Here is a 22200-nt window from a genome sequence, read left to right as displayed (position 1 = left end):
GCTGGCCGCATGGAGATCCGCGACGCCCAGCCGGCCGACCTGCCGGCGATCCTCGTCATCCACAACGATGCCGTGGAGAACTCGACCGCCATCTGGTCCGAGGAGAAGGCCGACCTCGCCGAGCGCGAGGCATGGCTCGCCGAGCGTCGGGCCGGTGGCTTCCCGGTCCTCGTCGCCCTCGTCGACGGTGAATTGGGCGGCTACGCCTCGTACGGGCCCTTCCGTGCGAAGTCGGGATACCGGCACACCGTCGAGAACTCGGTGTACGTGGCCGACGGCTTCTACCGGCGTGGCATCGCCGAGGCCCTGATGAACGCGCTCATCGAGCGCGCGCAGCAGTCCGACGTGCACGTCGTCGTCGCGGCGATCGAGGAGTCCAACCACGCCTCGGTCGCCTTGCACCGCAAGCTCGGCTTCCGTGTGACCGGTCAGATGCCCCAGGTGGGGATCAAGTTCGGTCGTTGGCTGGACCTGGTCCTGATGCAGCGGATCCTCTAGCGGGATCGCTCGAACACCCGCGCCTACGGGGAGCGGGCCGCGACGGGATCCGCGGCGGTTCGGCGCCGCCGGCCGACGGGGCGTTCCCCCGGGCGGAGCGTCGAACGGACGGCGGCCCCAGTGGGCCGCACTCGCGCGGCAGTGTTGATCCGACACGGCGAGGTCTCAAGAACCTCGTCCGACATCGATGAGGCCTCGTACGCAGCGGATTCCGCGGCGTCGAGTTCGGCGATCTCGTCGGCGATCGCGGTCGCGAGAGCGAATTCCGCGATGCTCCTCTCGGCAGCCTCGAGCCACGTGATGTGGTCGTTCCCTGCGCTGCCGTTCATGACGCACCCCCGCGTTCGGTGATGCCTCCAGTCTACCACCGACGTTCGATCACAACATCACGAAACTATAACGAAATCGAATGATGTTCGAACAACTTGTTGGTCGTGGGAGGGCGGCCACGGCGGAATCCCGCTCAGGCCAGCGCGGCCGTGCCCACGATCTCCGCCGCGAGCTCCTCCGGCCGCTCGTCGGGGATCCAGTGGCTCACCCCGTCGAGCACCACGAACCGGTACGGCCCGTCGACGTACTCACCCGCGAGCTCGGCTCCGGCCCTGGTCAGTGCGACGTCGTCGGTGCTCCAGATGTAGGTCACCGGGCACGTGATCCGCGTGTTCTGTCCCGGCTTCACCGTGGTGAACGGCATCCCGCGGTAGTAGTTCAGGCCGCCGCCCAGCAGCCCGGGCGTCAGCACCTCGTCCACGACGGTGCGGATCGCATCGTCGGGCATGCCGCTCCCGCGGAGGAAGGCCTCGAAGCGCCCGGGGAACCGCCGGGCCAGCAGCTCCGGCACCGCGGGGATCTGGAACAGGTACATGTAGTACGACTTCAGCGCCTGGTCGGAGCGGAGGAACGCCCGCAGGAAGGCGAAGGGGTGCGGCACGGAGACGGCGGTCAGCGTGCGCACCAGGTGCGGGTAGGTGGCGGCCGTGAGCCACGCCGTCGACGATCCCCAGTCGTGCCCGACGAGATGTGCCGGCCCCGTCCGCTCCAGCAGCGCCGCGGCGTCGGCGGCCAGCTCGGAGCTGCGGTACTGCCAGCGCCGCGCCGGGCTGGCGGTCCGCGCGTACCCGCGCTGCCACGGCACGACGGTGCGGTACCCCTGCTCGTGCAGGTGCTCGGCCGTCGCCGCCCAGGAGGTGGGGGTCTGCGGAAAGCCGTGCAGCAGTGCGACGATCTCGCCGTCGATCGGCCCGCTGTCGACCACCGGGAAGGTCAGGCCCGAGCGCGTGAACTCCGTGATCCGTTCCGTCATGCCCTCAGCCAACCACGCCCGACGGTGCGCGGCATCCGACCAGGGGCGGAGGTCCGCGCGGATCTGCGCACGTGCCGGGTGCGCGGCATCGCTTGCCGTGCTGCGTGCGCTGACCTGGCTCTTAAGTGTCTCTTGAGCAGGGCTCAAGACCTGCGCGCGACGATGGGGAGGTCAGCAAACGTCCACGGAGAAGCAGTCGTCATGATCATCCGCAAGAAGATCGTCGCCGCCACCGCCGCCCTGGCGGCAGCTGCAGGGATCGCCGCCGTTGCGCCGGGGGCCGCCAACGCGTCGCCGAACGGCTGCGACGTGCATCAATGGACGGTCACGCACCTCGAGACCCCCAGCTCCAGTGTGTCGATCTGCCGCTGGCAGGGCGACGGCCGCACGGAGTACCGCGGTTTCGGCAAGGGCAACGGCCTCGCCGTGACCGCGCCCGTGGTGTGGTCGAACGGCGCGTCGTACAGCGCCGTCAACAACGGCTACACCTACCGCGTCGACGTGGGCCGCGGCCTCGCCGTCATCGCCCCGAACGGCTACCAGATCTCCTACGAGCCGGCGCTCTAGAGCGCATGCGGTGCCGCGCTCACACGCGGTGCCGCACCTCGTACCCACTGATCACGGATACCCGGTTGAACGCGTTGATCGTGACCGCGGCCCAGATGAGCACGGAGGTCTGGGCCTCGTCGAGCACATCGGTGGCGCGGTCGTACGCGATGTCCGCCGCGTGGTGCGGGGGCAGCTGCGTCACCAGCTCGGCGATCTCGAGCGCGGCGCGCTGCACGTCGTCGAACAGGACGGGCGCCTCGCGCCAGGCGGCCAGCACGTCGAGCTGCTGGTCGGAGAGCCCCGCCGCGCGCCCGGCGCGCGCGTGCAGGTCGAGGCAGTAGGCGCAGCCGTTGAGCTGCGAGCACCGCAGGTTCACCAATTCGACCACGTCACGGCCGATTCCGACGGCGGCGGCCGCCTCGGCCACCTCCGTCGAGACCGCGATCAACTGCTTGTAGATCCGAGGGGAGGCCTTGTCGATCCGCACGCGCTGGGCTGGCATGGCACTAGGCTAGCGGTCATGAGCAACGTCGACCGACAGCCCGAAGAGGTCGAGTGCGGGGCCACGGTGGACGGGCCGGCCCCCGCCGCCGGCGTGGAGGTGATCGAGGCCCGCGAGGTCCCGCTCGGCGGCCCCCGCGCGATGACGGTGCGCCGCACCCTCCCCACGCACGAGCGCTCGATGATCGGGGCGTGGTGCTTCGCCGATCACTACGGCCCCGACGAGGTGGACCGCTCCGGCGGCATGAACGTCCCGCCCCACCCGCACACCGGCCTGCAGACCGTGAGCTGGCTGTTCGAGGGCGAGATCGAGCACCGCGACAGCGCCGGCGTCGAGGCGCCGGTCCTGCCGGGTGAGATCAACCTCATGTCCGCCGGCTACGGCATCAGCCACTCCGAGGTCTCCACCCCGGAGACCCGGCGCCTGCACGGCGTCCAGTTGTGGCTCGCCCTCCCGGACCGGGCGCGCAATGCGCCCAACGGCTTCCAGCACTACGCGCCACCCGCCGTCGACCTGCCCGACGTGCGGCCCGGCGGCCCGGGCGGCACCGCCCGCGTCTTCATCGGCGAGCTCGCCGACAGCACCTCGCCGGTCTTCACGGCCACCCCGCTGCTCGGCGCGGAGCTGATCCTGCGCCCCGGCGCGCGGGTCAGCCTCGCCGTCGACCCCACCTTCGAGCACGGCGTCCTGCTCGACACGCAGAAGCTGCTGTTCGACGGTGTCGCCCTCGCCTGGGGCGACCTCGGCTACGCCGGGCCAGGCCTCGGCGGCCTCCGCCTGCACAACCCCACCGAGGAGGACGCGCGCGTGGTCCTGCTCGGCGGCGTCCCCTTCGACGAGGACATCGTCATGTGGTGGAACTTCGTCGGCCGCACCCACGACGAGATCGTCGAGTACCGCGAGGAATGGCAGGCGCGTGCCGCGCGTTTCGGCAGTGTGAGCGGATGGCGCGACGATCAGTACCTGCCGGCGCCCCCGCTTCCGACCACCCGGCTCAAGCCCCGCAGGAGGAACCCGCAATGACCGAGAACACCGAGACCGTCGCCGTCGCCCGCAACGACGCCGAGGGACGCTACGACATCACCGTCGACGGGGAGCTCGCCGGCTTCACCGTGTTCATCGACCGCGGTGAGCAGCGCATCTTCCCGCACACCGAGCTCGACGAGAAGTTCTCCGGCCGCGGCCTGAGCGGCATCCTCGTGCACGACGCGCTGGAGGACACCCGCGCCGCGGGCAAGCGCGTGGTCCCGGTGTGCCCGCTGGTCAAGCGGTACGTGTCCAAGCACCCCGAGGTGCAGGACATCGTCGACCCGGTGACCCCGGAGATCCTCGCCTCCCTGTAGCGGGCGAGGCGCGAGCGCGACGTTCACAGGGAACTGACAGCGAGTCGTCAGAGTCCCGGACGCCCGACGGTGCACTATGGCGGTGTGTCCAGTGCGAAAGACGAATCGATGCCCCGCGTGCTCGTGGTCGACGACGAGCAGAGCATCCGGGAGCTGCTGCAGGTCAGCCTGAAGTTCCAGGGCTTCGACGTGGCGGTTGCCCCGGACGGCCCCGCCGCGCTCGATCGCATGCGCACCTTCCGGCCCGACGTCATGGTGCTCGACATCATGATGCCGGGCATGGACGGCCTCGGCCTGCTCAAGCGGCTGCGCCAGGACGGCATCGAGGCGCCCGCGCTGTTCCTCACGGCGCGCGATTCGGTCGAGGACAAGGTCGCCGGCCTCACGCTGGGCGGCGACGACTACGTCACCAAGCCGTTCAGCCTCGAGGAGGTCGTGGCCCGGATCAACGTGCTGCTGCGGCGCCACGGCTTCGGCGAGGACGAGGCCTCGACCCGCCTGACCTTCGCCGACCTCGAGCTGGACGACGAGACGCACGAGGTGTGGAAGGCGGGCGAGCTGGTCTCGCTCTCACCCACCGAGTTCACGCTGCTGCGCTACTTCATGGTCAACGCCGGGGTGGTGCTGTCGAAGCCGAGGATCCTCGACCACGTCTGGCACTACGACTTCGGCGGCGACGTCAACGTCGTCGAGTCCTACGTCTCCTACCTGCGCCGCAAGGTCGACACGGGCGAGAAGCGGCTGATCCACACCCTCCGCGGCGTGGGGTACGTACTCCGCGAACCCCGGTAGGCCCGCATGGGTTCGACCCCGAACACCTCGTTCGCGTCCCGCGTGCCGCTGCGCCTATCGCTCGTTGCGCTGGTCGTCGGCCTCGTCTTCCTGGGCCTGCTCGCCTCCGGCACCGCACTGACCGCGGCGATGAAGGATCAGCTCCTCTCCCGCGAGGATCAGACGCTGCGGCAGGCCGCCGACACCTGGGCCCGCCCGAAGCCGAGCCTGCCGGAGCCGGTGCGCGGCAGCAAGCCTCCGCCCACCCGCTTCTACCAGGCGGTCTTCCTGCCGGACGGCACCCAGCTGCGGATCAGCAACCCCGATTTCACCGAGCAGCCGGACCTGTCCGGCCTCGGCGACCTGCACGGCGACGCCGTCACCGTGCGCTCCGTCGGCGGCAAGGGGCCGCAGTGGCGCGTCGTGCAGTCGAGTTCGCAGTACGGCGTGGCCTTCGTCGCGGTCACGCTCTCGGACGTCGATTCGACCCTGCGCGCCATGATCGTGCTGGAACTGCTCATCGGCGGCGGCGTCCTCGTCATCGCGGGCGGCCTCGGCTACCTCGTGGTGCGGCGCTCGCTCCGCCCGCTCGAGGAGGTGGAGGCCACCGCCGAGGCCATCGCGGCGGGGGACCTCACGCGCCGCGTCCCCGAGGCGCCGCCGCACACCGAGGTCGGCCGGCTCTCGACGTCGATCAACACGATGCTGCACCAGGTCCAGGACTCGTTCGACCGCGTCGCATCGTCGGAGGAGCGGGCGCGCGCCGACGAGGAGCGGATGCGCCGTTTCGTCGGCGACGCCTCGCACGAGCTGCGTACCCCGCTCACGTCGATCCGCGGCTTCGCCGAGCTGTACCGGCAGGGCGCCACCGACGACACCGGCTTCGTCATGTCGCGCATCGAGTCCGAGGCGGAGCGGATGGGCCTGCTCGTGGAGGATCTCCTGCTGCTTGCGCGCCTGGACGCCCGCCGGCCGCTGGCCTCGGACACCGTCGACCTCACCGCGGTCGCCGACGACGTGGTGCACGCCGCGCAGGCACGCGAGCCGGGCCGGGACATCGCGCTCGAGGTCGACGGTGCCGGCCCCGTCGCACTGACCGGCGACCGGGACCGCCTGCACCAGGTGGTCACCAACCTGGTCTCGAACGCGCTGCGGCACACGCCCGACGAGGCGACGGTGCGCGTCCGGCTCGCCGAGGAGCCGGGCGCGGTGGTGCTGTCCGTCGCCGACACCGGGCCGGGGATGGAGCCCGACGAGGCCGCGCGCGTCTTCGAACGCTTCTACCGCACCGACTCCTCCCGCAGCCGCGGCAGCGGCGGCGCGGGCCTGGGCCTGTCGATCGTCCACGGCATCGTCGAGCGGCACGGGGGCACCGTCACCGTCGACACCGCGCCGGGGGAGGGCGCGACGTTCACAGTGCGCCTGCCCCGCTGACCGCGGTCACTCCGCGGCGAGCGCCTCGACGATCTTGGTCTGGGCCTCGTCGAGCGAATCGGCGCTCGGGTTCGGGTCGACGTTGGTGAAGTCGAAGTCGGTGAGCCCGTACGCCGGGAAGACGTGCAGGTGCAGGTGCGGGATCTCGAAGCCGGCGACGATCAGGCCCGCGCGCGGCGCGTCGAAGGCGCGCTTGACCGCCCGACCGATCTTGCGTGCGACGTCGTTGAGGTGGGCCCACAGCTCGTCGTCGATCGACTCCCAGTGGTCCACCTCCTCGCGCGGCACCACCAGCACGTGGCCCTGCGTGAGGGGGCCGATGGTCAGGAACGCCACCACCGAATCGTCCTGGTACACGAACCGGCCCGGGAGCTCGCCGGCGATGATCTTCGAGAAGACGGATGCCATGGGGCCAGGCTAGTGGAGGTGCCCGGTAGTGTCATGGCCGTGCGAGTACTCGTCATCGGCACCGGCGGCCGCGAACACGCCCTCCTCGACGCGCTCACCCGTGACCCGCAGGTCACCGAGCTCCATGCGGCCCCGGGCAACCCGGGCACCGCGGCGATCGCGACGAACCACGACGTCGACGCCTCCTCCGGCGACGAGGTCGCGGCGCTCGCCGAGCGCCTCGGCGCCGACCTCGTGGTGATCGGCCCCGAGGTCCCGCTGGTCCTCGGCGTCGCCGACGCGGTCCGGGCCAGCGGCATCGCCGTCTTCGGCCCGTCCGCCGCCGCGGCGCAGATCGAGGGCTCGAAGGCCTTCGCCAAGGACGTCATGGACGCCGCCGGCGTGCGCACCGCGCGCAGCGAGATCGTCGACAGCCCCGCGGAGATCGACGCCGCGCTCGACCGCTTCGGACCCACCTGGGTCGTCAAGGACGACGGCCTGGCCGCTGGCAAGGGCGTCGTCGTCACCGCGGACCGCGCCGCGGCCCGGGCGCACGCCGCCGACCTCATCGAGTCCGGCCGGCCCGCGCTGCTCGAGTCCTTCCTCGACGGCCCCGAGGTCTCCCTGTTCTGCCTCGTCGACGGTGAGGATGTCGTCCCGCTGCTGCCCGCGCAGGACCACAAGCGCGTCGGCGACGGCGACACCGGCCCCAACACAGGCGGCATGGGCGCCTACGCCCCGCTGCCCTGGCTCGCCGACGGCGCGGTCGACGAGATCGTCGAGACCGTCGTGCGGCCCGTCGCGCGCGAGATGGTGCGCCGCGGCACCCCGTTCTCCGGCCTGCTCTACGCAGGCCTCGCCATGGGCTCCGAGGGGCCGGCCGTCGTCGAGTTCAACTGCCGCTTCGGCGACCCCGAGACGCAGGCCGTGCTGAGCCTCCTGGAGTCGCCGCTCGGCGAGGCGCTGAACGCCACCGCCACGGGCGCGCTCGGCGCGCTGCCCCCGCTCCGGTGGCGCGACGGTGCGGCTATCACCGTGGTGCTCGCCGCCGAGAACTACCCGGCGACGCCGCGCAAGGGCGACGTCATCACCGGCGCCGACGGCGCGGGGATCTACCACGCCGGGACGGCCGTCGACGCCGACGGACGCCTCGTCTCGAACGGCGGCCGCGTGCTCAACGTGGTCGGTGTCGGCGACGACCTGGGAGCGGCCCGCGCGGACGCCTACGCCAAGCTCGAGCGGATCAAGCTGCCGGGCAGTCATTTCCGCACGGACATCGGTCACCAGGCCTTGCAGTAGCGCTTTTGTCCGATGTCGGCGCGGATGGGTGCCGACGATTTGGTCGAAACCCTCAGGCCGGGCGGGACGTGCTGGCAGCATGTCCCAGATGACAGCCGCGACCACGCCCAAGGGTGAGCGCCGGCGCGCGGCCCTTGTGGCGGCGGCCGGGGAGCTCCTCGTCGAGGGCGGCTTCGAATCGGTGCGGCACAGGGCGGTGGCGCACCGTGCGCACATCCCCCTGGCGGCCACGACCTACTACTTCGAGTCGCTGGGCGACCTGCTGTCCAACGCCGTCGCGTACGCGGGCGAGCTGGACCTCGCCGCGGTCCGCGGCCGCGTAGAGGCCGTGAGCCGGCGCAAGCGCGGCGATTCGGCGCTCGCGAAGCTCCTCACCTCGGTCTTCTTCGCCTGCGACACCGCCGCCGAGCGCGGCGCGCTGGTCTCGCGGTACGAGCGGATGGTGCTGTGCACGCGGGATCCCGAGCTCACCCGCCTGCAGGCGCAGGTCCGGAACGTCCTGGCGGAGCTGCACGTCGAGGTGCTCACCCGCTCGGGTCGCCGGGCGACGGGGCCGGGCGTCGATCGGCTGATGGCCATCGAGGACGGCGCCGTCCTCGCGGCGTTGACCACCCACGGGGCGGACGTGCCCCGCGCCGTGCGCGAGGCGCTCGGCACCGTCGTCGACGATCTCGCGCCCCTGCATCCCTGAGCGGAGCCCCGTTCCTTCCACGGTCGGGTGTGTCATCCGTGCATGAGATAATCGCGGGGTGAGCACTCCCCGCATCCCCGACGTCCTCGCCAACCGGTACGCCAGCCCGCGCATGCGCGAGCTGTGGTCGCCGGAGTACAAGATCGTGCTGGAGCGCCAGCTGTGGATCGCGGTGCTCAAGGCGCAGCGCGACCTCGGGATCGACGTGCCCGACGGTGCCGTCGAGGCCTACGAGAAGGTCGTCGACCAGGTGGACCTGGCGTCGATCGCGGAGCGCGAGCGGATCACCCGGCACGACGTGAAGGCGCGGATCGAGGAGTTCAGCGACCTCGCGGGCTTCGAGCAGATCCACAAGGGCATGACCTCGCGCGACCTGACGGAGAACGTCGAGCAGCTGCAGGTGCTGCGCTCGCTGGAGTACGTCCGCGACCACGCCGTGGCCGTGGCGGCCCGGCTCGCCGAGCGGGCCGCGCAGTACTCGTCCGTCGTGATGGCGGGCCGCTCGCACAACGTCGCGGCGCAGGCCACGACGCTGGGCAAGCGCTTCGCGTCCGCCGCCAACGAGCTGCTGGTGGCGATCGCCCGCCTCGAGGACCTCATCGGCCGCTACCCGCTGCGCGGCATCAAGGGCCCGATGGGCACCTCGCAGGACATGCTCGACCTCCTCGGCGGCGACGCCGCCAAGCTCGCCGAGCTGGAGTCGCGGGTGGCGGAGCACCTGGGCTTCTCGCAGTCCTTCGTCTCCGTCGGCCAGGTGTACCCGCGCTCGCTCGATCACGACGTGGTGAGCGCCCTGGTCCAGGTGGCGGCGGGACCGTCGTCGATGGCCACGACGATCCGGCTCATGGCCGGGCACGAACTGGTCACCGAGGGCTTCCAGCCCGGCCAGGTGGGCAGCTCCGCGATGCCGCACAAGATGAACACCCGCTCCTGCGAGCGCGTCAACGGCCTCACCGTGATCCTGCGCGGCTACGGCTCGATGGCGGCCGAGATGGCGGGCTCGCAGTGGAACGAGGGCGACGTCTTCTGCTCCGTGATCCGCCGCGTGGCCCTGCCGGACTCGTTCTTCGCGATCGACGGCCTCTTCGAGACCTTCCTGACCGTCCTCGACGAGTTCGGCGCCTACCCGGCCGTGATCGAGAACGAGCTGAACCGCTACCTGCCCTTCCTCGCCACCACCCGCGTGCTCATGGCCGCGGTGCGCGCGGGCGTCGGCCGCGAGGTCGCGCACGAGGCGATCAAGGAGCACGCCGTCGCCGTCGCGCTGGCGATGCGCGAGGAGGGCAAGGAGCCCGACCTGTTGGATCGCCTCGCCGGTGACTCCCGCCTCGGCCTGTCGCGCGCGGATCTCGATGCGGCGCTGGCGGACCGCGCCGCCTTCACCGGCGCCGCCGAGGCCCAGGTCGCCCAGGTCGTCGCCGACGTCGAGCAACTGGTCGCGAAGTACCCCGACGCCGCCGGCTACACCCCCGCCCCCATCCTCTGACCCACCGGTTCCCTGCGGTTCCGGCGGCCGCGACCTGCGATTCGCCCGCCGAATCCGCGGGGAACCGTCAGGCGATAGGGTGGCGGAGTGCGTCCTGAACTGAGCGAATACACGCCGATCTACTCGGGCAAGGTCCGCGAGCTGTACGAGATCGACGACGAGCACCTGCTGCTCGTCGCGAGCGACCGGATCAGCGCCTACGACTACATCCTGGACACCGCGATCCCCGACAAGGGGCGCGTGCTCACGGCGATGTCGGTCTTCTTCTTCGACGCGCTCGGCGTGCCGAACCATCTGGCCGGGCCGGCCGATGATCCGCGCATCCCCGAGTCGGTGCTGGGCCGCGCGCTCGTCACGCGCCGGCTCGACATGGTGCCGGTGGAGTGCGTCGCCCGCGGCTACCTCACGGGCTCCGGCCTCAAGGAGTACCGCGCGAACGGCGAGGTGTGCGGCGTGCCCCTCCCGGAGGGCCTGGTCGACGGCAGCCGCATCGACCCGCCGATCTTCACCCCCGCGACCAAGGCCGCCGTCGGCGACCACGACGAGAACGTCTCCTTCGAGCGCGTCGCCGAGGACGTCGGCCTCGAGCTGGCGACGCGGCTGCGCGAGCTCACCCTCGACGTCTACGCGCGCGGCGCCGACATCGCCCGCGAACGCGGGATCATCCTCGCGGACACCAAGTTCGAGTTCGGTCGCAGCTCCGACGGGGACCTCCTCCTCGCCGACGAGGTGCTCACGCCCGACTCCTCCCGCTACTGGGACGGCGCGCTCTACGAGCCCGGCAAGGCCCTGCCCAGCTTCGACAAGCAGATCGTGCGCGACTGGCTCACCAAGGAATCCGGCTGGTCCACCGACACCGGCACCCCGCCGCCACCCCTGCCCGCCGACGTGGTGGAGCGCACCCGCGCCCGCTACATCGAGGCCTACGAGCGCATCTCGGGCCTGAGCTTCGCCGACTGGCCGGGCGGAGCGGCATGAGCGCCCCGGCCCAGCCCGTCGCGAAGAAGGTTCCGGCCCCGCGGACCTTCCACGGCGACACCGTGATCGACGACTACGCCTGGCTCGCCGACACCTCCGACGCGGAGGTGCTCGACTACCTCCGCGCCCACAACGCCTTCACCGAGGCGGCCACCGCGGCCCACGAGCCACTGCGCGAGGCGATCTTCGGTGAGATCAAGGCGCACACCCAGGAGACCGACATGTCGGTCCCGCAGCGCCGCAAGGGATACTGGTACTACGCGCGCACCGTCGAGGGTAAGCAGTACGGGATCCACTGCCGCGCACCGATCACCGGACCCGACGACTGGACCCCGCCGGTCCTCTCCGACGAGCCGCTGCCCGGCGAGCAGGTGCTCCTCGACCTCAACGTCGAGGCCGAGGGGCACGAGTACATCGCCGTCGGCGCCGCCTCCGTCTCGCCCGACGGTGCCCTCCTCGCCTTCTCGCTGGACACCGACGGCGACGAGCGGTTCACGCTGCGCGTGCGGAACATCGACACGGGCGAGCTGTTGCCCGACACGGTCGAGAACGCCTTCTACGGGGCCACCTGGGCCCTCGACGGGCGGCACCTGTTCTACACCACCGTCGACGACGCGTGGCGCGCCGACACGATCTGGCGACACGAGATCGGTTCGACCGCAGCTGACGTGAAGGTCTTCCACGAGACGGACCAGCGCTTCGGCGTCGGCATCGGGCTGACCCGCAGCGAGAAGTACCTCATGATCGCCGCCTCGTCGACGCTGAGCTCCGAGACGCACGTCCTCGACGCCACCGATCCGACGGGCGAGTTCCGCGTTCTGCGGCCCCGTGAGGAGGACGTCGAGTACTCGGTGGAGCACGCGGTCCTCGGCGGCGAGGACCGGTTCCTGTTCCTGCACAATCGCACCGGCATCAACTTCGAACTGGCGTCGGCCTCCGTCGACGCTCCCGAGGAGTGGACGGTCCTCGTTCCGCACCGTGACGACGTGCGGCTCGAGTACGTGGACGCCTACGCCCGACGGCTCGCCCTCGGGTACCGACGGGGCGGCCTGCCCCGCCTCGCGCTCGCCGCGGCCACGGCCGCGCCGGAGTTCACCGAGTGGGACCCGGGCGAGGAGCTGGTGAACCTCGGTCCCGCCGCGAACCCGGAGTGGGACGCGCCGCGGCTGCGCCTCGCCTACGAGTCCTTCGTGACCCCGGGCACCGTCCTCGAGCTCGACCCGGCGACGGGGGAGCAGACGGTGCTCAAGCGGGCCAACGTCCCCGGCTACGACGCCTCGCTGTACACCGCCGAGCGGCTCTGGGTGACCGCCGGCGACGGTGCGCGGATCCCCGTGTCCGTGGTGCGTCGCAAGGACACCGGCGACGGTCCGGCCCCCACCCTGCTGTACGGGTACGGCTCGTACGAGGCCACGCTCGACCCGTGGTTCTCGGTCGCCCGGCTCTCGCTCATGGACCGCGGCGTGGCGTTCGTCGTGGCGCACGTGCGCGGCGGCGGCGAGATGGGGCGCGCCTGGTACGACCATGGCAAGCAGCTGGAGAAGCGGAACACCTTCACCGACTTCGTCGACGTCGCACGACATCTCGTGGACACCGGCCGCGCGGAGCCGCGGCGGCTGGTGGCGATGGGCGGCAGCGCCGGCGGCCTGCTCGTGGGCGCCGTCGCGAACCTGGCGCCGGAGCTGTTCTCCGGCATCGTCGCCGACGTGCCCTTCGTGGACCCGCTCACCTCGATCCTCGACCCGAGCCTGCCGCTCACCGTGGGGGAGTGGGACGAGTGGGGCAACCCGCTCGAGAGCGCCGAGGTGTACCGGTACATGCGCGACTACTCGCCGTACGAGAACGTCGCCGCGAAGCCCTACCCGGCGATCCTCGCCACCACCTCGCTCAACGACACCCGCGTGCTCCCCACGGAGCCCGCGAAGTGGGTGGCGAAGCTCCTCGACCACAGCACGTCCGGCGACCAGATCCTGCTCAAGACCGAGATGGTCGCCGGCCACGCCGGCGTCAGCGGGCGGTACGCGAAGTGGCGCGAGACGGCGTTCGAGTACGCCTGGGTCCTCGACAGGCTGGGCGCCGCGCAGTAGCTTGCAGTCATGAAGAAGCTCGTCGCGGGCGTCGCGTGCGCCGCGCTCCCGCTCGTAGCTGTGGCCCCGGTCCAGGCGGAACCCGATGCCGGCAGCCCGACGGTGACCTACTCGCACGTCGGGCCGTCCACGGCGCCGGAGTACCACGTCGAGTACGTCATCACGGTGCGCGGCGGCGTCGCCACGGCGAAGGTCGGTGGCTACGGCACCGTCTACGGGACGGCCGATCCCGCGAAGACGGAGACGAAGCGGCTCGACTACGCGACGCAGCGGGCGCTCGTGCAGAACGCGGCGTCGCTGCCGGCGCCGGCCACGGGCACGCCCTGCCCCGGCGCGTCGACCACCCGCCTGACGTACCGGGCGGCCGGCGCTGCGCCACGCCGCACCGTCGCCTACACCTGCGCCGCCGGTGATCGGGGCGACGCCGCGGCGATCAGCCGCTACACGGCCCCGGTGGACACGCTCTTCACCGTGCTGCCGAGCGTGACCTTCACCGTCACCCGGTAGCGCTCCCGCGGAAACGAGAAGTGCCCGGCCCCCATCGGGGACCGGGCACTCGTCGTATCAGGCGATGATCAGTGCGGCATGACCATCTGGCGCTCGGCGGCCTCGGTGTCCGCCTCGTGGGTGCGGGGCAGGAAGAACGCCGGGATGATGCACAGCGCGACCAGGATCGCGGCCACGAAGTAGGTGTTCCCGAACGCCTCCGCCGCGAACGGCAGGTTGTCGTGCAGGAACTTCGAGAAGCCGCTCTCGCCCTGGAACATCGCGATGCCGCCCTCGCGGGCCTCGGGGCTCGAGTTCAGGCCGAAGGCCAGCGCGCCGGTGTGCTTCTCGCCCTGCGGGGTCTGCATCGCCGGGCCCGCGTTGGTGAGCCAGTTGGTGAACAGCACCGAGAAGATCGCGGTACCCATCGACGCGGCGATCTGCTGGACGATGTTCGTCAGCGTGGAACCGCGGGAGATGGACTCGGGTGCCAGGGTGCGGATCGCGGCCGACATGGTCGGCATCATCGTCATCCCCATGCCGAGGCCCTGGATGAGCAGCGAGCCCAGCAGGATCCAGTACGGGGTCTCCGCGGTGAGCTGCGTGAAGGCGATCATGCCGCCCGTGATCAGCGCGAGGCCGGTCATGACGAACTTGCCCGGGCCCATCTTGTCGGTGAGCACGCCGGCGATCGGCATGGTCAGCATGGCGCCGAGGCCCTGCGGGGCGAGCAGCAGGCCGGCCATCAGGGTCGACTCGCCGCGGATGCCGATGAAGTACTGCGCGTACAGGATCGAGCTGCCGAAGAAGGCCATCGCGAACATCGCGAAGGTGATCATGGCGACGGTCATGTTCCGGTTCTTGAACAGCCGCAGGTCGAGCAGCGGCAGCCTGGCGCGCAGCGCCCAGAACACGAACGCGACGATCAGCACGAGGCCGACGATGGTCGCCGGAATGACGCGCTCGGTGTACATCGACGAATCCGACTGCGCCTCGGGGATCGAGGAGATGCCGAACAGGAACAGGGCGAGGCCGGGCGAGAGCAGGACGAAGCCGACGAGGTCGAACTTCTGGCCCTTGACGGGCTCGTCCTTGTCGAGCACGAACCAGGCGTAGATGATCGCGATCGCGCCGATCGGGACATTGATCAGGAAGATCCAGTGCCACGAGAAGGACTCGATCAGCCAGCCGCCGAGGATCGGGCCGCCGATGGGGCCGAGCAGCATCGGGATGCCGAGCACGGCCATGACGCGGCCGATGCGCTCCGGGCCGGCGGCCCGGGTCAGGATCATCATGCCGAGCGGCATGAGCATGCCGCCGCCGAGGCCCTGGAGGACCCGGTACAGGATCAGCAGGTCGATCGAGGTCGCGGTGGCGCACAGCGCCGAACCCGCCACGAACAGCGCCGTGGCCGTCATGTAGAGCCGCTTGGTGCCGAATCGGTCTGCGGCCCATCCGGTCACGGGGATCACGGCGGCGAGCGCCAGGGTGTAGCCGGTCATCGTCCAGGCGACGGTGGCGGGCGATGCGCCCCACTGCGACTGGAAGGTGTTCTGCGCGACCGCCACGATCGTCATGTCCAGAATGGCCATGATCGACCCGAGGACGACCACGCCGGCCACCATCAGGACGCGACGGTCGAGGCCCTCACCCGCGTGCGGGATCTCGCTCTTGTCGAGCGTGTTCTCGGTACTCATGCGTTCTCTTTCATTGCGGTGAAGAAGGGGTTCGGAGGGATCAGGCCCTCGTCGAGGATCTCGACCATCACGTCGTGCAGCCTGATGCGCAGCGCGAGCGGGAGCCGCTCCGCGAAACTCAGCACCTCACGGTGCTTGTCGCTGACCGCGGACGCAACTGTTTTTCGCCCGAGGTCGGTGATGGTCAGGTTCTTGATCCGGCGGTCCGAGGCGTCCTCACGCCGATCCACCATCTCGAGCTGGACAAGTTTCTCCACGTTGCGTCCCGTGGCGGCGACGGACAGCCCCAGATCATCGGCGAGCCGGTTGATCGGGAGCGGGGCCTCGGCGGCCGTGAGCTGCAGCAGGATGTGGAACTGGTGCGCGGTGATGTCCGACGACAGCATCGTGCCCAGACTCTCCTGCGTGACATTGCACATGAGTCGGCCCATGAACTCGCCGAAGACCGCGGTGAGGTCCTCGGGAGTCACGTCCGTGGAGGTTGCTTGCACCTAAAAACGATAACTCTCGCGCAACCATTGCGCAATCGAGATAGATGTGTCCTGCGTTACACCTCCGCGTAGGCTCGGGCGCATGACCGCTCTCGACTCCATCGCCCTCACCACGCTCGACGGTGCCGCCACCTCCCTCGCCGACTACGCCGGCCGGGCCGTGCTCGTCGTCAACGTCGCCAGCAAGTGCGGCCTGACCCCGCAGTACGCCGGCCTGGAGGCCCTCGCGACCCGCTACGCCGACCGCGGCCTGACGGTGCTCGGCGTGCCCTGCAACCAGTTCGCGGGCCAGGAGCCCGGCACCGCCGAGGAGATCGCGACGTTCTGCTCCACGAGCTACGGCGTCACCTTCCCGCTGCTGGAGAAGACCGAGGTCAACGGCGAGAACCGGAACCCGCTCTACGCGGAGCTGACGAAGACCGCCGACGCCGAGGGCGAGGCCGGCGACATCCAGTGGAACTTCGAGAAGTTCCTGATCGCGCCGGACCACGCGAGCGTGCAGCGCTTCCGCCCGCGCACCGAGCCCGAGTCCGACGAGGTCGTCGGCGCGATCGAGGCCGTTCTCCCCGCCTGACCGGCCAGTTGGGCGACACGTAACCTTCCATCCCCGAACGGGACACCTGGGGCGCGCACACTGCGGATATGAGCTCGCCGCTGTACGTCTCCGTCTCCGCCCTCTCCGACGCCACCCGCGCGGACGCGGAACGGTTCGCGGCCCGGATGGACGAGCGCGGCGTGCCCGTCTCGCTGCTCGTGGCGCCCCGCCTGAAGGGCAAGTACAAGCTGCTCGACGACCCGTCGACCCAGTCCTTCCTGCGGGAGCGCCGGGCCGGGGGCGATGCGATCGTGCTCAACGGCTACGACCAGGCAGCGACGAAGCGGCGCCGCGCCGAGTTCTCGACCCTCGGCGCGCACGAGGCGGGGCTGCGGCTCGCCGCCGCCGACCGCGTCCTGGAGACCGTCGGCCTGCGCACCCGGGTCTTCGCCGCGCCCCGCTGGAACGCCTCCACCGGCGCGGTGCTCGCGCTGCCGAACGCCGGGTTCCGGACGAACCTCGGCTACACCGCGATCACCGACCTCGTCACCGGCGAGGAGGAGAAGGCGCGCGTGCTCGGCATCGGCGACGGCTTCCTCAGCGAGCCCTGGTGGTGCCGTGCGCTGCTCGCGCAGGCCAACCGCATCGCCCGACGGGGCGGCACGCTCCGTCTGGCGGTCGACGCCCGCCGGCTCGCCTCGTCGACCGTCTCGCGCACGATGCTCGACGCCGTCGACCTCGCCCTGCACCACGGCGCGGCGGCCACCGTCTACGAGCACCGCGCCCGGATCCTCGTCGCCGCCTGATTCACCCGCGGCCGACCGCGGGTCAGGCGGTCGGCACGACCAGCACCGCCCAGGCGATGAGCGGACCGAGTACGACGATCGACATCCCCCACTGCATGAGCCGCCGGAAGACCATGTCGCGGCGATCGGGCTCGGAGTTCGCGACCACCAGGGCGCCGTTCGTGGAGAACGGGCTGCAGTCGACGACCGAGCTCGAGATGGCGAGTGCGGCGATCAGTCCGACGGCGCTTACCTGATCGGTGAGCAGGAAGGGCACGGCGAGCGGGATCAGCGCGCCGATGATGCCGGTGGTGGAGGCGAACGCGGAGACCACGGCGCCGATCAGGCAGATCAGCAGGGCTGCGACCAGCGGCGAACCGACCTTCGCCACCCCGTCGCCGAGCCAGTCGACCACGCCCTGTTTCTGGAGCAGGGCCACGTAGGTGACGATGCCGGCGATGAGCAGGACCGTGCTCCAGCTGATCTTCTCCACGGCGTCCTTCGCGGAGTCCGGGAAGGCGAGCGTGAGGACGACCGCGATGCCCAGGGCGGTGAAGCCGACGTCGAGGTCGAAGCCGAGGGCGCCGACGATGAGGGCCACGAGACCGGCGAGGGTGCCGATCCGCTGTGCGTCGAGCCGCGTCGCGTCATCGCCGCGGTCGTCGGCGCTGTCCGCGGCGAGGCGTTGCACCTCGACGGCCGAGTGCGGCTCGGTCGTCGGGCGGGCGGCCGACGTCGCGGCGTGGGAGGCGGCCTCGGCGGTCGTTCCCAGCGTTGCCATGGCGTCGGCGTCCGCTCCGCGTGCGACCAGTTCGCGCCCGCCGAAGGCGGCGAACGCGACGACGGCGATCGCCGCGCAGGCGAGGAACGTCGAACCGAACAGGAAGAGCGGGCTGCCCGGCAGGTGGTTGGCGTCGACCACGCCGTTGGTGATCGATCCGAAGATGCCGATGGGGGAGAAGCTCCCCGCGGTGGCGCCCTGCACCACCATCATCCCCATGAGCACGGGGTGGATGCGGTAGCGCACCGCGAAGCCGGCGGCCACCGGCGCGACGATGGCGACGGCGGCGGGGCTGACCGCGCCGATCGCGGTCACCACGGCGCACACCGCGAACATCGCCCAGGGGATCAGCGCCACCCGGCCGCGGACGGCCCGCACCGCGCCGTGCACGATCCAGTCGACGGTGCCGTTGTTCTTCGCCAGCGCGAACAGATAGGTGACGCCGACGAGGATCACGAAGAGCTCGGCGGGGAAGCCCTTGAGCACCTCCTTCGAGTCGACGCCGAACACCGCCAGGCCGACGACGAAGGCGGCGACGAGGGCGAGCGCGCCCATGTTGGCGCCGCGGACCGTCGCGATCAGAAAGACGACGACGAGGACGGCGAGCGCGATCACCTCGGGTGACACTGTGAAGTTCCCCTTCCGAAGGATGTGACCTAGGTCATACCACGGTGTGCAGGGGTGGCGGGGCCGCCCGCCCGGATCGGCGGCCGCCGGTCAGAACTCGCGCGTCTCCTCCGCGCCCCACGGGATGAAGTCGGCACCGTCGGGGCGCATGTCCGCGAGCCGGCCGAGGTAGATGCCCGAGCCCTCCGCGGAGAGAAGGGCGTCGTGGATGGGCACCGCGACGGTGGGGTTCACGGCCCGGAAGAAGTCGACCGTCTCGCTGATCCGGCACCACGGTGCGTTCACTGGCAGGCCCAGCACCTCGACGGGGACGTCGGGCACGAAGAGCGCGTCCCCGGGGTGGTAGAAGCGGCCGATGCGCTCCTCGTCGCCCAGCAGGATCGACGTGTTGTCGATCGTCGGCAGGTCGGGGTGGATCACCGCGTGCGTGCCGCCCACGGCCCGCGCGATGAGGTTGCCGATCCCGTAGTCGTGGCCGGGGAGCGCCGCGATCCAGCGCCCGCCGCGCGCGGCCGCGGTGGTGGGATCGGCGAACAGCTGGGCGTCGGGATTGGCGTCGACGAGGGCGTCGATCCGGGCGGGGTCGATGTGATCGGGGTGCTGGTGGGTGACGACGATCGCGTCCAGCCCGGTGAGGCCCTCGAAGCCGTGCGAGAACGTGCCCGGGTCGAAGAGGACGCGCGTCTCGGACATCTCCACGAGGACGCACGAATGGTGGAAGTGGGTGAGTCGCATGTCGCCAGTATCGCTCAGTTTCCGCGGGGCCACGGCGGTTGTCGCGACGCGCTCCGCCGCTCGGTTCCGAGCGGACGTAAACTGTCATCACAGCGCGATCGACACCCGAGCGCGCGGTCGAATCGAGAGGGAGCCGCAACGTGGCACGGATTGTGGTGGACGTGATGCCGAAGGCCGAGATCCTGGACCCGCAGGGGAAGGCGATCGTCGGCGCACTCGACCGCCTCGGCTTCGCCGGTGTCGCGGATGTGCGGCAGGGCAAGCGGTTCGAGCTCGAGGTCGACGGCGACCTGAGCGACGACCAGCTCGAGAAGATCGCGGCCGAGGTGCTCACCAACACCGTCATCGAGGACTTCACCGTCACCCGGGTCGACGCATGACCCGCGTCGGCGTCATCACGTTCCCCGGCACGCTCGACGACGTCGACGCGGCGCGCGCGGTGGAGCGGGCCGGCGGCGAGGCCGTCGCCCTCTGGCACAAGGACCACGACCTCCAGGGCGTCGACGCGGTCGTCGTGCCCGGCGGCTTCTCCTACGGCGACTACCTGCGCGCCGGCGCCATCGCCTCCCTCGCCCCCGTCATGACCGAGGTCGTCGAGGCCGCGGGCAAGGGCATGCCGGTGCTCGGCATCTGCAACGGCTTCCAGATCCTGTGCGAGGCGGGCCTGCTCCCCGGCGCGCTCACCCGGAACGAGGGGCTGCACTTCGTCTGCCGCGACCAGTGGCTGCGGGTCGAGGCCACGAACACCGCGTGGACCTCGCGCTACGAGTCCGGCGCCGAGATCCTGATCCCGGTCAAGAACGCCGAGGGACGCTTCCAGGCGTCCGAGGCGGTGCTCGACGAGCTGGAGGGCGAGGGCCGCGTCGCCTTCCGCTACGTGGGCGGCAATCCGAACGGCTCGCAGCGCGACATCGCCGGGATCAGCTCGGCCGACGGCCGCATCGTCGGCCTCATGCCGCACCCGGAGCACGCCACCGAGGCGCTCACCGGACCGTCGGACGACGGCCTGGGCATCTTCTACTCCGCGCTGGACGCGGTGCTGTCGGCCTGATGGCTACCGGCCGAGCCACCGCGGACGGGTTGTGCGCCTTCGTCGACGCCTCCCCGTCGCCCTTCCACGTCTGCCAGACGGTGGCCCGCCGGCTCGGTGACGCGGGGTACACCGAGCTCGTCGAGCACGACGTGTGGCCGGGCCCCGGCAAGTACTTCGTGGTGCGCGGCGGCTCGATCATCGCCTTCGACTCCTCGCACTGCGAGCACGGCGAGCTCCCGGCGTTCCGCATCGTCGGCGGCCACACCGACAGCCCGAACCTGCGCGTCAAGCAGCATCACGACGCGGAATCGGCGGGGCTGGCGCAGGTGCTCCTGGAGCCCTACGGCGGGGCGTGGCTCAACTCCTGGCTCGACCGCGACCTCGGCGTGTCCGGGCGGATCGCGGTGCGCGAGGGCGGCAGGGTCGTGCACACGCTGGTGCGCATCGACGAGCCGCTGTTGCGCGTGCCCCAGCTGGCGATCCACCTCTCGGAGAACCGCAAGGGCGTCGAGCTCGATCCGCAGCGGCACCTGCACGCGATCTGGGGCACCGCCGGCGCCGGCGGCTTCCTCGCGCGGGTGGCCGCCTCGGAGGGCTACGCCGCCGACGACGTGCTCGGTTTCGAGCTGATGACGCACGACCTGGCGCCGTCGCGCACCGTCGGGGCCGACGGTGCCCTCGTCTCCGCGCCCCGGCTCGACAACCAGGGCACCTGCTACGCGGGCACCGAGGCGCTGCTGGCGGTCACCCCGGTCGACGGGATCGTGCCCGTGCTGGCGCTGTTCGACCACGAGGAGGTGGGCTCGGGCTCCGATCGCGGCGCCGCGTCCGACTTCCTCATCACGGTGCTGGAGCGGATCGGCCTGTCGCACAGCCTCAGCCGCGAGGACTTCCTGCGCACGCTGAGCCTGTCCGCGGTGGCGTCGGGCGACATGGCGCACGCGACCCACCCGAACTACCCGGACCGGCATGAGCCCGCGCACCACATCGCGGTGAACGGCGGCCCCGTGCTCAAGGTGAACCAGAACCTGCGCTACGCGTCGGACTCCGACGGCGAGGCGCTGTTCGCCCTCGCCGCCGAGCAGGCGGGCGTGCCGCTGCAGCGCTACGTGCACCGCGCCGACCTGCCCTGCGGCTCGACGATCGGCCCGATCACCGCGGCGCGCACGGGCCTGACCACGGTCGACGTGGGCGCCCCACAGCTCGCGATGCACAGCGCGCGCGAGCTCATGGGCTCCGCCGACATCGGCTACTACTCCGCGGCCCTCGCCGCCTTCCTCGCGCCCGCCTGAGTCGGGCCGACCTGCACCGGGCTCAGCCCCGGAAGTCCAGCAGCACCTTGCCGGACGCGGCGGAGTCGCGGGCGATCGCGAAGGCCTCGAGCGCGTCCGCGGCGGGCAGCACGTGGGTCACCACGCCGCGCACGTCCAGCGTGCCGTCGGCGAGCGCCGCGATCACGTCGTCGATCTCGTCGTTGAACCGCAGCGCACCGCGCAGGTCCAGTTCGCGGGTGATGGCCTGCGCCGCGGGGAAGTCGATGTCGCCCGCGCGCTGCAGCCCGAGCAGCACGACGACGCCGCCGCGCGCCGCCGCGTCGACGGCAGCGTGCAGGCCCGGCACCGTGCCGGAGGATTCGATCACCACGTCGGCGTGCAGCGCCGCGATCGCAGCGGACTCGCGGGCGTCGAGAACCGTCGCGGCG

The 22200-nt window shown here is 71.2% G+C and carries 26 protein-coding genes; 17 read left to right on the top strand and 9 right to left on the bottom strand.

Annotated features, from left to right (window positions below; translation table 11 throughout):
* The first annotated feature begins 9 nt into the window (after window positions 1–9).
* Window positions 10–498: a GNAT family N-acetyltransferase gene (locus tag LB823_RS18200; RefSeq protein ID WP_224649762.1), complete on the top strand. Its 489-nt coding sequence runs from the start codon at window positions 10–12 to the stop codon at window positions 496–498.
* A 23-nt stretch (window positions 499–521) separates the two neighbouring features.
* Here the strand turns inward: LB823_RS18200 and LB823_RS18195 are convergent, their stop codons facing one another.
* Together LB823_RS18195 and LB823_RS18190 are read right to left on the bottom strand one after the other, a co-directional pair.
* Window positions 522–827 (bottom strand): hypothetical protein, encoded by a 306-nt coding sequence (locus LB823_RS18195; protein ID WP_224649760.1) that lies wholly within the window; start codon window positions 825–827, stop codon window positions 522–524.
* 134 nt (window positions 828–961) lie between these two features.
* Window positions 962–1801: an alpha/beta fold hydrolase gene (locus LB823_RS18190; protein WP_224649758.1), complete on the bottom strand. Its 840-nt coding sequence runs from the start codon at window positions 1799–1801 to the stop codon at window positions 962–964.
* 201 nt (window positions 1802–2002) lie between these two features.
* Here LB823_RS18190 and LB823_RS18185 point away from each other — a divergent pair, with 201 nt between their 5' ends.
* Window positions 2003–2368 carry a hypothetical protein gene (locus tag LB823_RS18185; RefSeq protein ID WP_224649756.1) on the top strand — a complete coding sequence of 122 codons (366 nt, stop codon included), beginning with the start codon at window positions 2003–2005 and terminating at the stop codon, window positions 2366–2368.
* A gap of 19 nt (window positions 2369–2387) precedes the next feature.
* Here LB823_RS18185 and LB823_RS18180 read toward each other — a convergent pair whose 3' ends face one another.
* Entirely contained in the window at window positions 2388–2852 is a 465-nt protein-coding gene (locus LB823_RS18180; protein ID WP_224649754.1) for a carboxymuconolactone decarboxylase family protein, read from the bottom strand.
* Between the two features lie 18 nt (window positions 2853–2870).
* On the opposite strand from LB823_RS18180, the gene LB823_RS18175 reads away from it, so the two are divergent.
* From LB823_RS18175 to LB823_RS18160, 4 genes are all read left to right on the top strand, one after another.
* Window positions 2871–3875, top strand: coding sequence for a pirin family protein (locus tag LB823_RS18175; protein WP_224649751.1), 1005 nt, complete (start codon window positions 2871–2873; stop codon window positions 3873–3875).
* Window positions 3872–4195: a GNAT family N-acetyltransferase gene (locus tag LB823_RS18170; protein WP_224649749.1), complete on the top strand. Its 324-nt coding sequence runs from the start codon at window positions 3872–3874 to the stop codon at window positions 4193–4195. Before LB823_RS18175 ends, LB823_RS18170 begins: the two co-directional genes overlap by 4 nt.
* Before the next feature lie 108 nt (window positions 4196–4303).
* Window positions 4304–4987, top strand: coding sequence for a response regulator transcription factor (locus LB823_RS18165; protein ID WP_224649796.1), 684 nt, complete (start codon window positions 4304–4306; stop codon window positions 4985–4987).
* A gap of 6 nt (window positions 4988–4993) precedes the next feature.
* Entirely contained in the window at window positions 4994–6400 is a 1407-nt protein-coding gene (locus LB823_RS18160) for a cell wall metabolism sensor histidine kinase WalK (RefSeq protein WP_224649747.1), read from the top strand.
* Between the two features lie 6 nt (window positions 6401–6406).
* On the opposite strand, the gene LB823_RS18155 is transcribed toward LB823_RS18160, so the two are convergent.
* Window positions 6407–6808, bottom strand: coding sequence for an HIT family protein (locus LB823_RS18155; RefSeq protein WP_224649745.1), 402 nt, complete (start codon window positions 6806–6808; stop codon window positions 6407–6409).
* Window positions 6809–6847: 39 nt separating this feature from the next.
* Between LB823_RS18155 and purD the strand changes: the two genes are divergently transcribed.
* From purD to LB823_RS18125, 6 genes are all read left to right on the top strand, one after another.
* Complete coding sequence (gene purD, locus LB823_RS18150; RefSeq protein WP_224649742.1) at window positions 6848–8086, top strand: phosphoribosylamine--glycine ligase; 1239 nt, start codon at window positions 6848–6850, stop codon at window positions 8084–8086.
* An 88-nt stretch (window positions 8087–8174) separates the two neighbouring features.
* Window positions 8175–8777, top strand: coding sequence for a TetR/AcrR family transcriptional regulator (locus LB823_RS18145; protein ID WP_224649740.1), 603 nt, complete (start codon window positions 8175–8177; stop codon window positions 8775–8777).
* A 58-nt stretch (window positions 8778–8835) separates the two neighbouring features.
* The gene (purB, locus tag LB823_RS18140; RefSeq protein ID WP_224649738.1) at window positions 8836–10263 is read left to right on the top strand and encodes an adenylosuccinate lyase; all 1428 of its coding nucleotides are present in this window, start codon (window positions 8836–8838) and stop codon (window positions 10261–10263) included.
* Window positions 10264–10350: 87 nt separating this feature from the next.
* The gene (locus LB823_RS18135; protein WP_224649736.1) at window positions 10351–11241 is read left to right on the top strand and encodes a phosphoribosylaminoimidazolesuccinocarboxamide synthase; all 891 of its coding nucleotides are present in this window, start codon (window positions 10351–10353) and stop codon (window positions 11239–11241) included.
* A complete protein-coding gene (locus tag LB823_RS18130; protein ID WP_224649734.1) occupies window positions 11238–13328 on the top strand; it encodes a S9 family peptidase in 2091 nt (696 codons plus the stop codon). The genes LB823_RS18135 and LB823_RS18130 overlap by 4 nt, the downstream gene beginning before the upstream one ends.
* Window positions 13329–13337: 9 nt before the next feature.
* Window positions 13338–13835, top strand: coding sequence for a hypothetical protein (locus tag LB823_RS18125; protein WP_224649732.1), 498 nt, complete (start codon window positions 13338–13340; stop codon window positions 13833–13835).
* Window positions 13836–13903: 68 nt separating this feature from the next.
* Here LB823_RS18125 and LB823_RS18120 read toward each other — a convergent pair whose 3' ends face one another.
* Window positions 13904–15511, bottom strand: coding sequence for a DHA2 family efflux MFS transporter permease subunit (locus LB823_RS18120; RefSeq protein WP_224649730.1), 1608 nt, complete (start codon window positions 15509–15511; stop codon window positions 13904–13906).
* The gene (locus LB823_RS18115) at window positions 15508–16002 is read right to left on the bottom strand and encodes a MarR family winged helix-turn-helix transcriptional regulator (protein ID WP_224649728.1); all 495 of its coding nucleotides are present in this window, start codon (window positions 16000–16002) and stop codon (window positions 15508–15510) included. The genes LB823_RS18120 and LB823_RS18115 overlap by 4 nt, the downstream gene beginning before the upstream one ends.
* Window positions 16003–16084: 82 nt before the next feature.
* On the opposite strand from LB823_RS18115, the gene LB823_RS18110 reads away from it, so the two are divergent.
* Entirely contained in the window at window positions 16085–16576 is a 492-nt protein-coding gene (locus tag LB823_RS18110) for a glutathione peroxidase (protein ID WP_224649725.1), read from the top strand.
* A gap of 68 nt (window positions 16577–16644) precedes the next feature.
* On the top strand, window positions 16645–17343 hold the full coding sequence (locus LB823_RS18105; RefSeq protein WP_224649722.1) for a DUF2334 domain-containing protein: 699 nt from the start codon (window positions 16645–16647) through the stop codon (window positions 17341–17343).
* Between the two features lie 22 nt (window positions 17344–17365).
* On the opposite strand, the gene LB823_RS18100 is transcribed toward LB823_RS18105, so the two are convergent.
* Both LB823_RS18100 and LB823_RS18095 read right to left on the bottom strand, forming a co-directional pair.
* On the bottom strand, window positions 17366–18730 hold the full coding sequence (locus LB823_RS18100; RefSeq protein ID WP_224649720.1) for an SLC13 family permease: 1365 nt from the start codon (window positions 18728–18730) through the stop codon (window positions 17366–17368).
* A gap of 90 nt (window positions 18731–18820) precedes the next feature.
* Window positions 18821–19465 (bottom strand): MBL fold metallo-hydrolase, encoded by a 645-nt coding sequence (locus LB823_RS18095; protein WP_224649718.1) that lies wholly within the window; start codon window positions 19463–19465, stop codon window positions 18821–18823.
* A 140-nt stretch (window positions 19466–19605) separates the two neighbouring features.
* On the opposite strand from LB823_RS18095, the gene purS reads away from it, so the two are divergent.
* The 3 genes from purS to LB823_RS18080 are packed head-to-tail and all read left to right on the top strand — an operon-like array spanning window position 19606 to window position 21790.
* Window positions 19606–19845, top strand: a complete 240-nt coding sequence (gene purS, locus LB823_RS18090; protein ID WP_224649716.1) for a phosphoribosylformylglycinamidine synthase subunit PurS — start codon at window positions 19606–19608, stop codon at window positions 19843–19845.
* Window positions 19842–20516, top strand: coding sequence for a phosphoribosylformylglycinamidine synthase subunit PurQ (gene purQ / locus LB823_RS18085; protein WP_224649714.1), 675 nt, complete (start codon window positions 19842–19844; stop codon window positions 20514–20516). Before purS ends, purQ begins: the two co-directional genes overlap by 4 nt.
* Complete coding sequence (locus LB823_RS18080; protein ID WP_374201350.1) at window positions 20513–21790, top strand: M18 family aminopeptidase; 1278 nt, start codon at window positions 20513–20515, stop codon at window positions 21788–21790. Before purQ ends, LB823_RS18080 begins: the two co-directional genes overlap by 4 nt.
* A 22-nt stretch (window positions 21791–21812) precedes the next feature.
* Here the strand turns inward: LB823_RS18080 and LB823_RS18075 are convergent.
* The coding region (locus tag LB823_RS18075; RefSeq protein ID WP_224649710.1) for a zinc-binding dehydrogenase at window positions 21813–22200 on the bottom strand (388 nt) is incomplete at its 5' end.

Origin of the sequence: Tsukamurella sp. M9C (assembly GCF_020169415.1) — a bacterium.
Classification (GTDB): Bacteria; Actinomycetota; Actinomycetes; order Mycobacteriales; family Mycobacteriaceae; genus Tsukamurella.
This window is presented reverse-complemented; position numbering and strand designations above follow the sequence as displayed.

Excerpts from the sequence above, each read along its gene's own strand:
- LB823_RS18175 (WP_224649751.1), top strand. The coding sequence starts at position 2,871 with ATGAGCAACGTCGACCGACAGCCCGAAGAGGTCGAGTGCGGGGCCACG.
- LB823_RS18120 (WP_224649730.1), bottom strand. The coding sequence starts at position 15,511 with ATGAGTACCGAGAACACGCTCGACAAGAGCGAGATCCCGCACGCGGGT.
- LB823_RS18110 (WP_224649725.1), top strand. The coding sequence starts at position 16,085 with ATGACCGCTCTCGACTCCATCGCCCTCACCACGCTCGACGGTGCCGCC.
- LB823_RS18200 (WP_224649762.1), top strand. The coding sequence starts at position 10 with ATGGAGATCCGCGACGCCCAGCCGGCCGACCTGCCGGCGATCCTCGTC.
- LB823_RS18155 (WP_224649745.1), bottom strand. The coding sequence starts at position 6,808 with ATGGCATCCGTCTTCTCGAAGATCATCGCCGGCGAGCTCCCGGGCCGG.
- LB823_RS18145 (WP_224649740.1), top strand. The coding sequence starts at position 8,175 with ATGACAGCCGCGACCACGCCCAAGGGTGAGCGCCGGCGCGCGGCCCTT.
- LB823_RS18165 (WP_224649796.1), top strand. The coding sequence starts at position 4,304 with ATGCCCCGCGTGCTCGTGGTCGACGACGAGCAGAGCATCCGGGAGCTG.
- LB823_RS18125 (WP_224649732.1), top strand. The coding sequence starts at position 13,338 with ATGAAGAAGCTCGTCGCGGGCGTCGCGTGCGCCGCGCTCCCGCTCGTA.
- LB823_RS18105 (WP_224649722.1), top strand. The coding sequence starts at position 16,645 with ATGAGCTCGCCGCTGTACGTCTCCGTCTCCGCCCTCTCCGACGCCACC.
- LB823_RS18190 (WP_224649758.1), bottom strand. The coding sequence starts at position 1,801 with ATGACGGAACGGATCACGGAGTTCACGCGCTCGGGCCTGACCTTCCCG.
- LB823_RS18180 (WP_224649754.1), bottom strand. The coding sequence starts at position 2,852 with ATGCCAGCCCAGCGCGTGCGGATCGACAAGGCCTCCCCTCGGATCTAC.
- purQ (WP_224649714.1), top strand. The coding sequence starts at position 19,842 with ATGACCCGCGTCGGCGTCATCACGTTCCCCGGCACGCTCGACGACGTC.
- LB823_RS18095 (WP_224649718.1), bottom strand. The coding sequence starts at position 19,465 with ATGCGACTCACCCACTTCCACCATTCGTGCGTCCTCGTGGAGATGTCC.
- LB823_RS18130 (WP_224649734.1), top strand. The coding sequence starts at position 11,238 with ATGAGCGCCCCGGCCCAGCCCGTCGCGAAGAAGGTTCCGGCCCCGCGG.
- LB823_RS18195 (WP_224649760.1), bottom strand. The coding sequence starts at position 827 with ATGAACGGCAGCGCAGGGAACGACCACATCACGTGGCTCGAGGCTGCC.
- LB823_RS18185 (WP_224649756.1), top strand. The coding sequence starts at position 2,003 with ATGATCATCCGCAAGAAGATCGTCGCCGCCACCGCCGCCCTGGCGGCA.
- LB823_RS18160 (WP_224649747.1), top strand. The coding sequence starts at position 4,994 with ATGGGTTCGACCCCGAACACCTCGTTCGCGTCCCGCGTGCCGCTGCGC.
- LB823_RS18170 (WP_224649749.1), top strand. The coding sequence starts at position 3,872 with ATGACCGAGAACACCGAGACCGTCGCCGTCGCCCGCAACGACGCCGAG.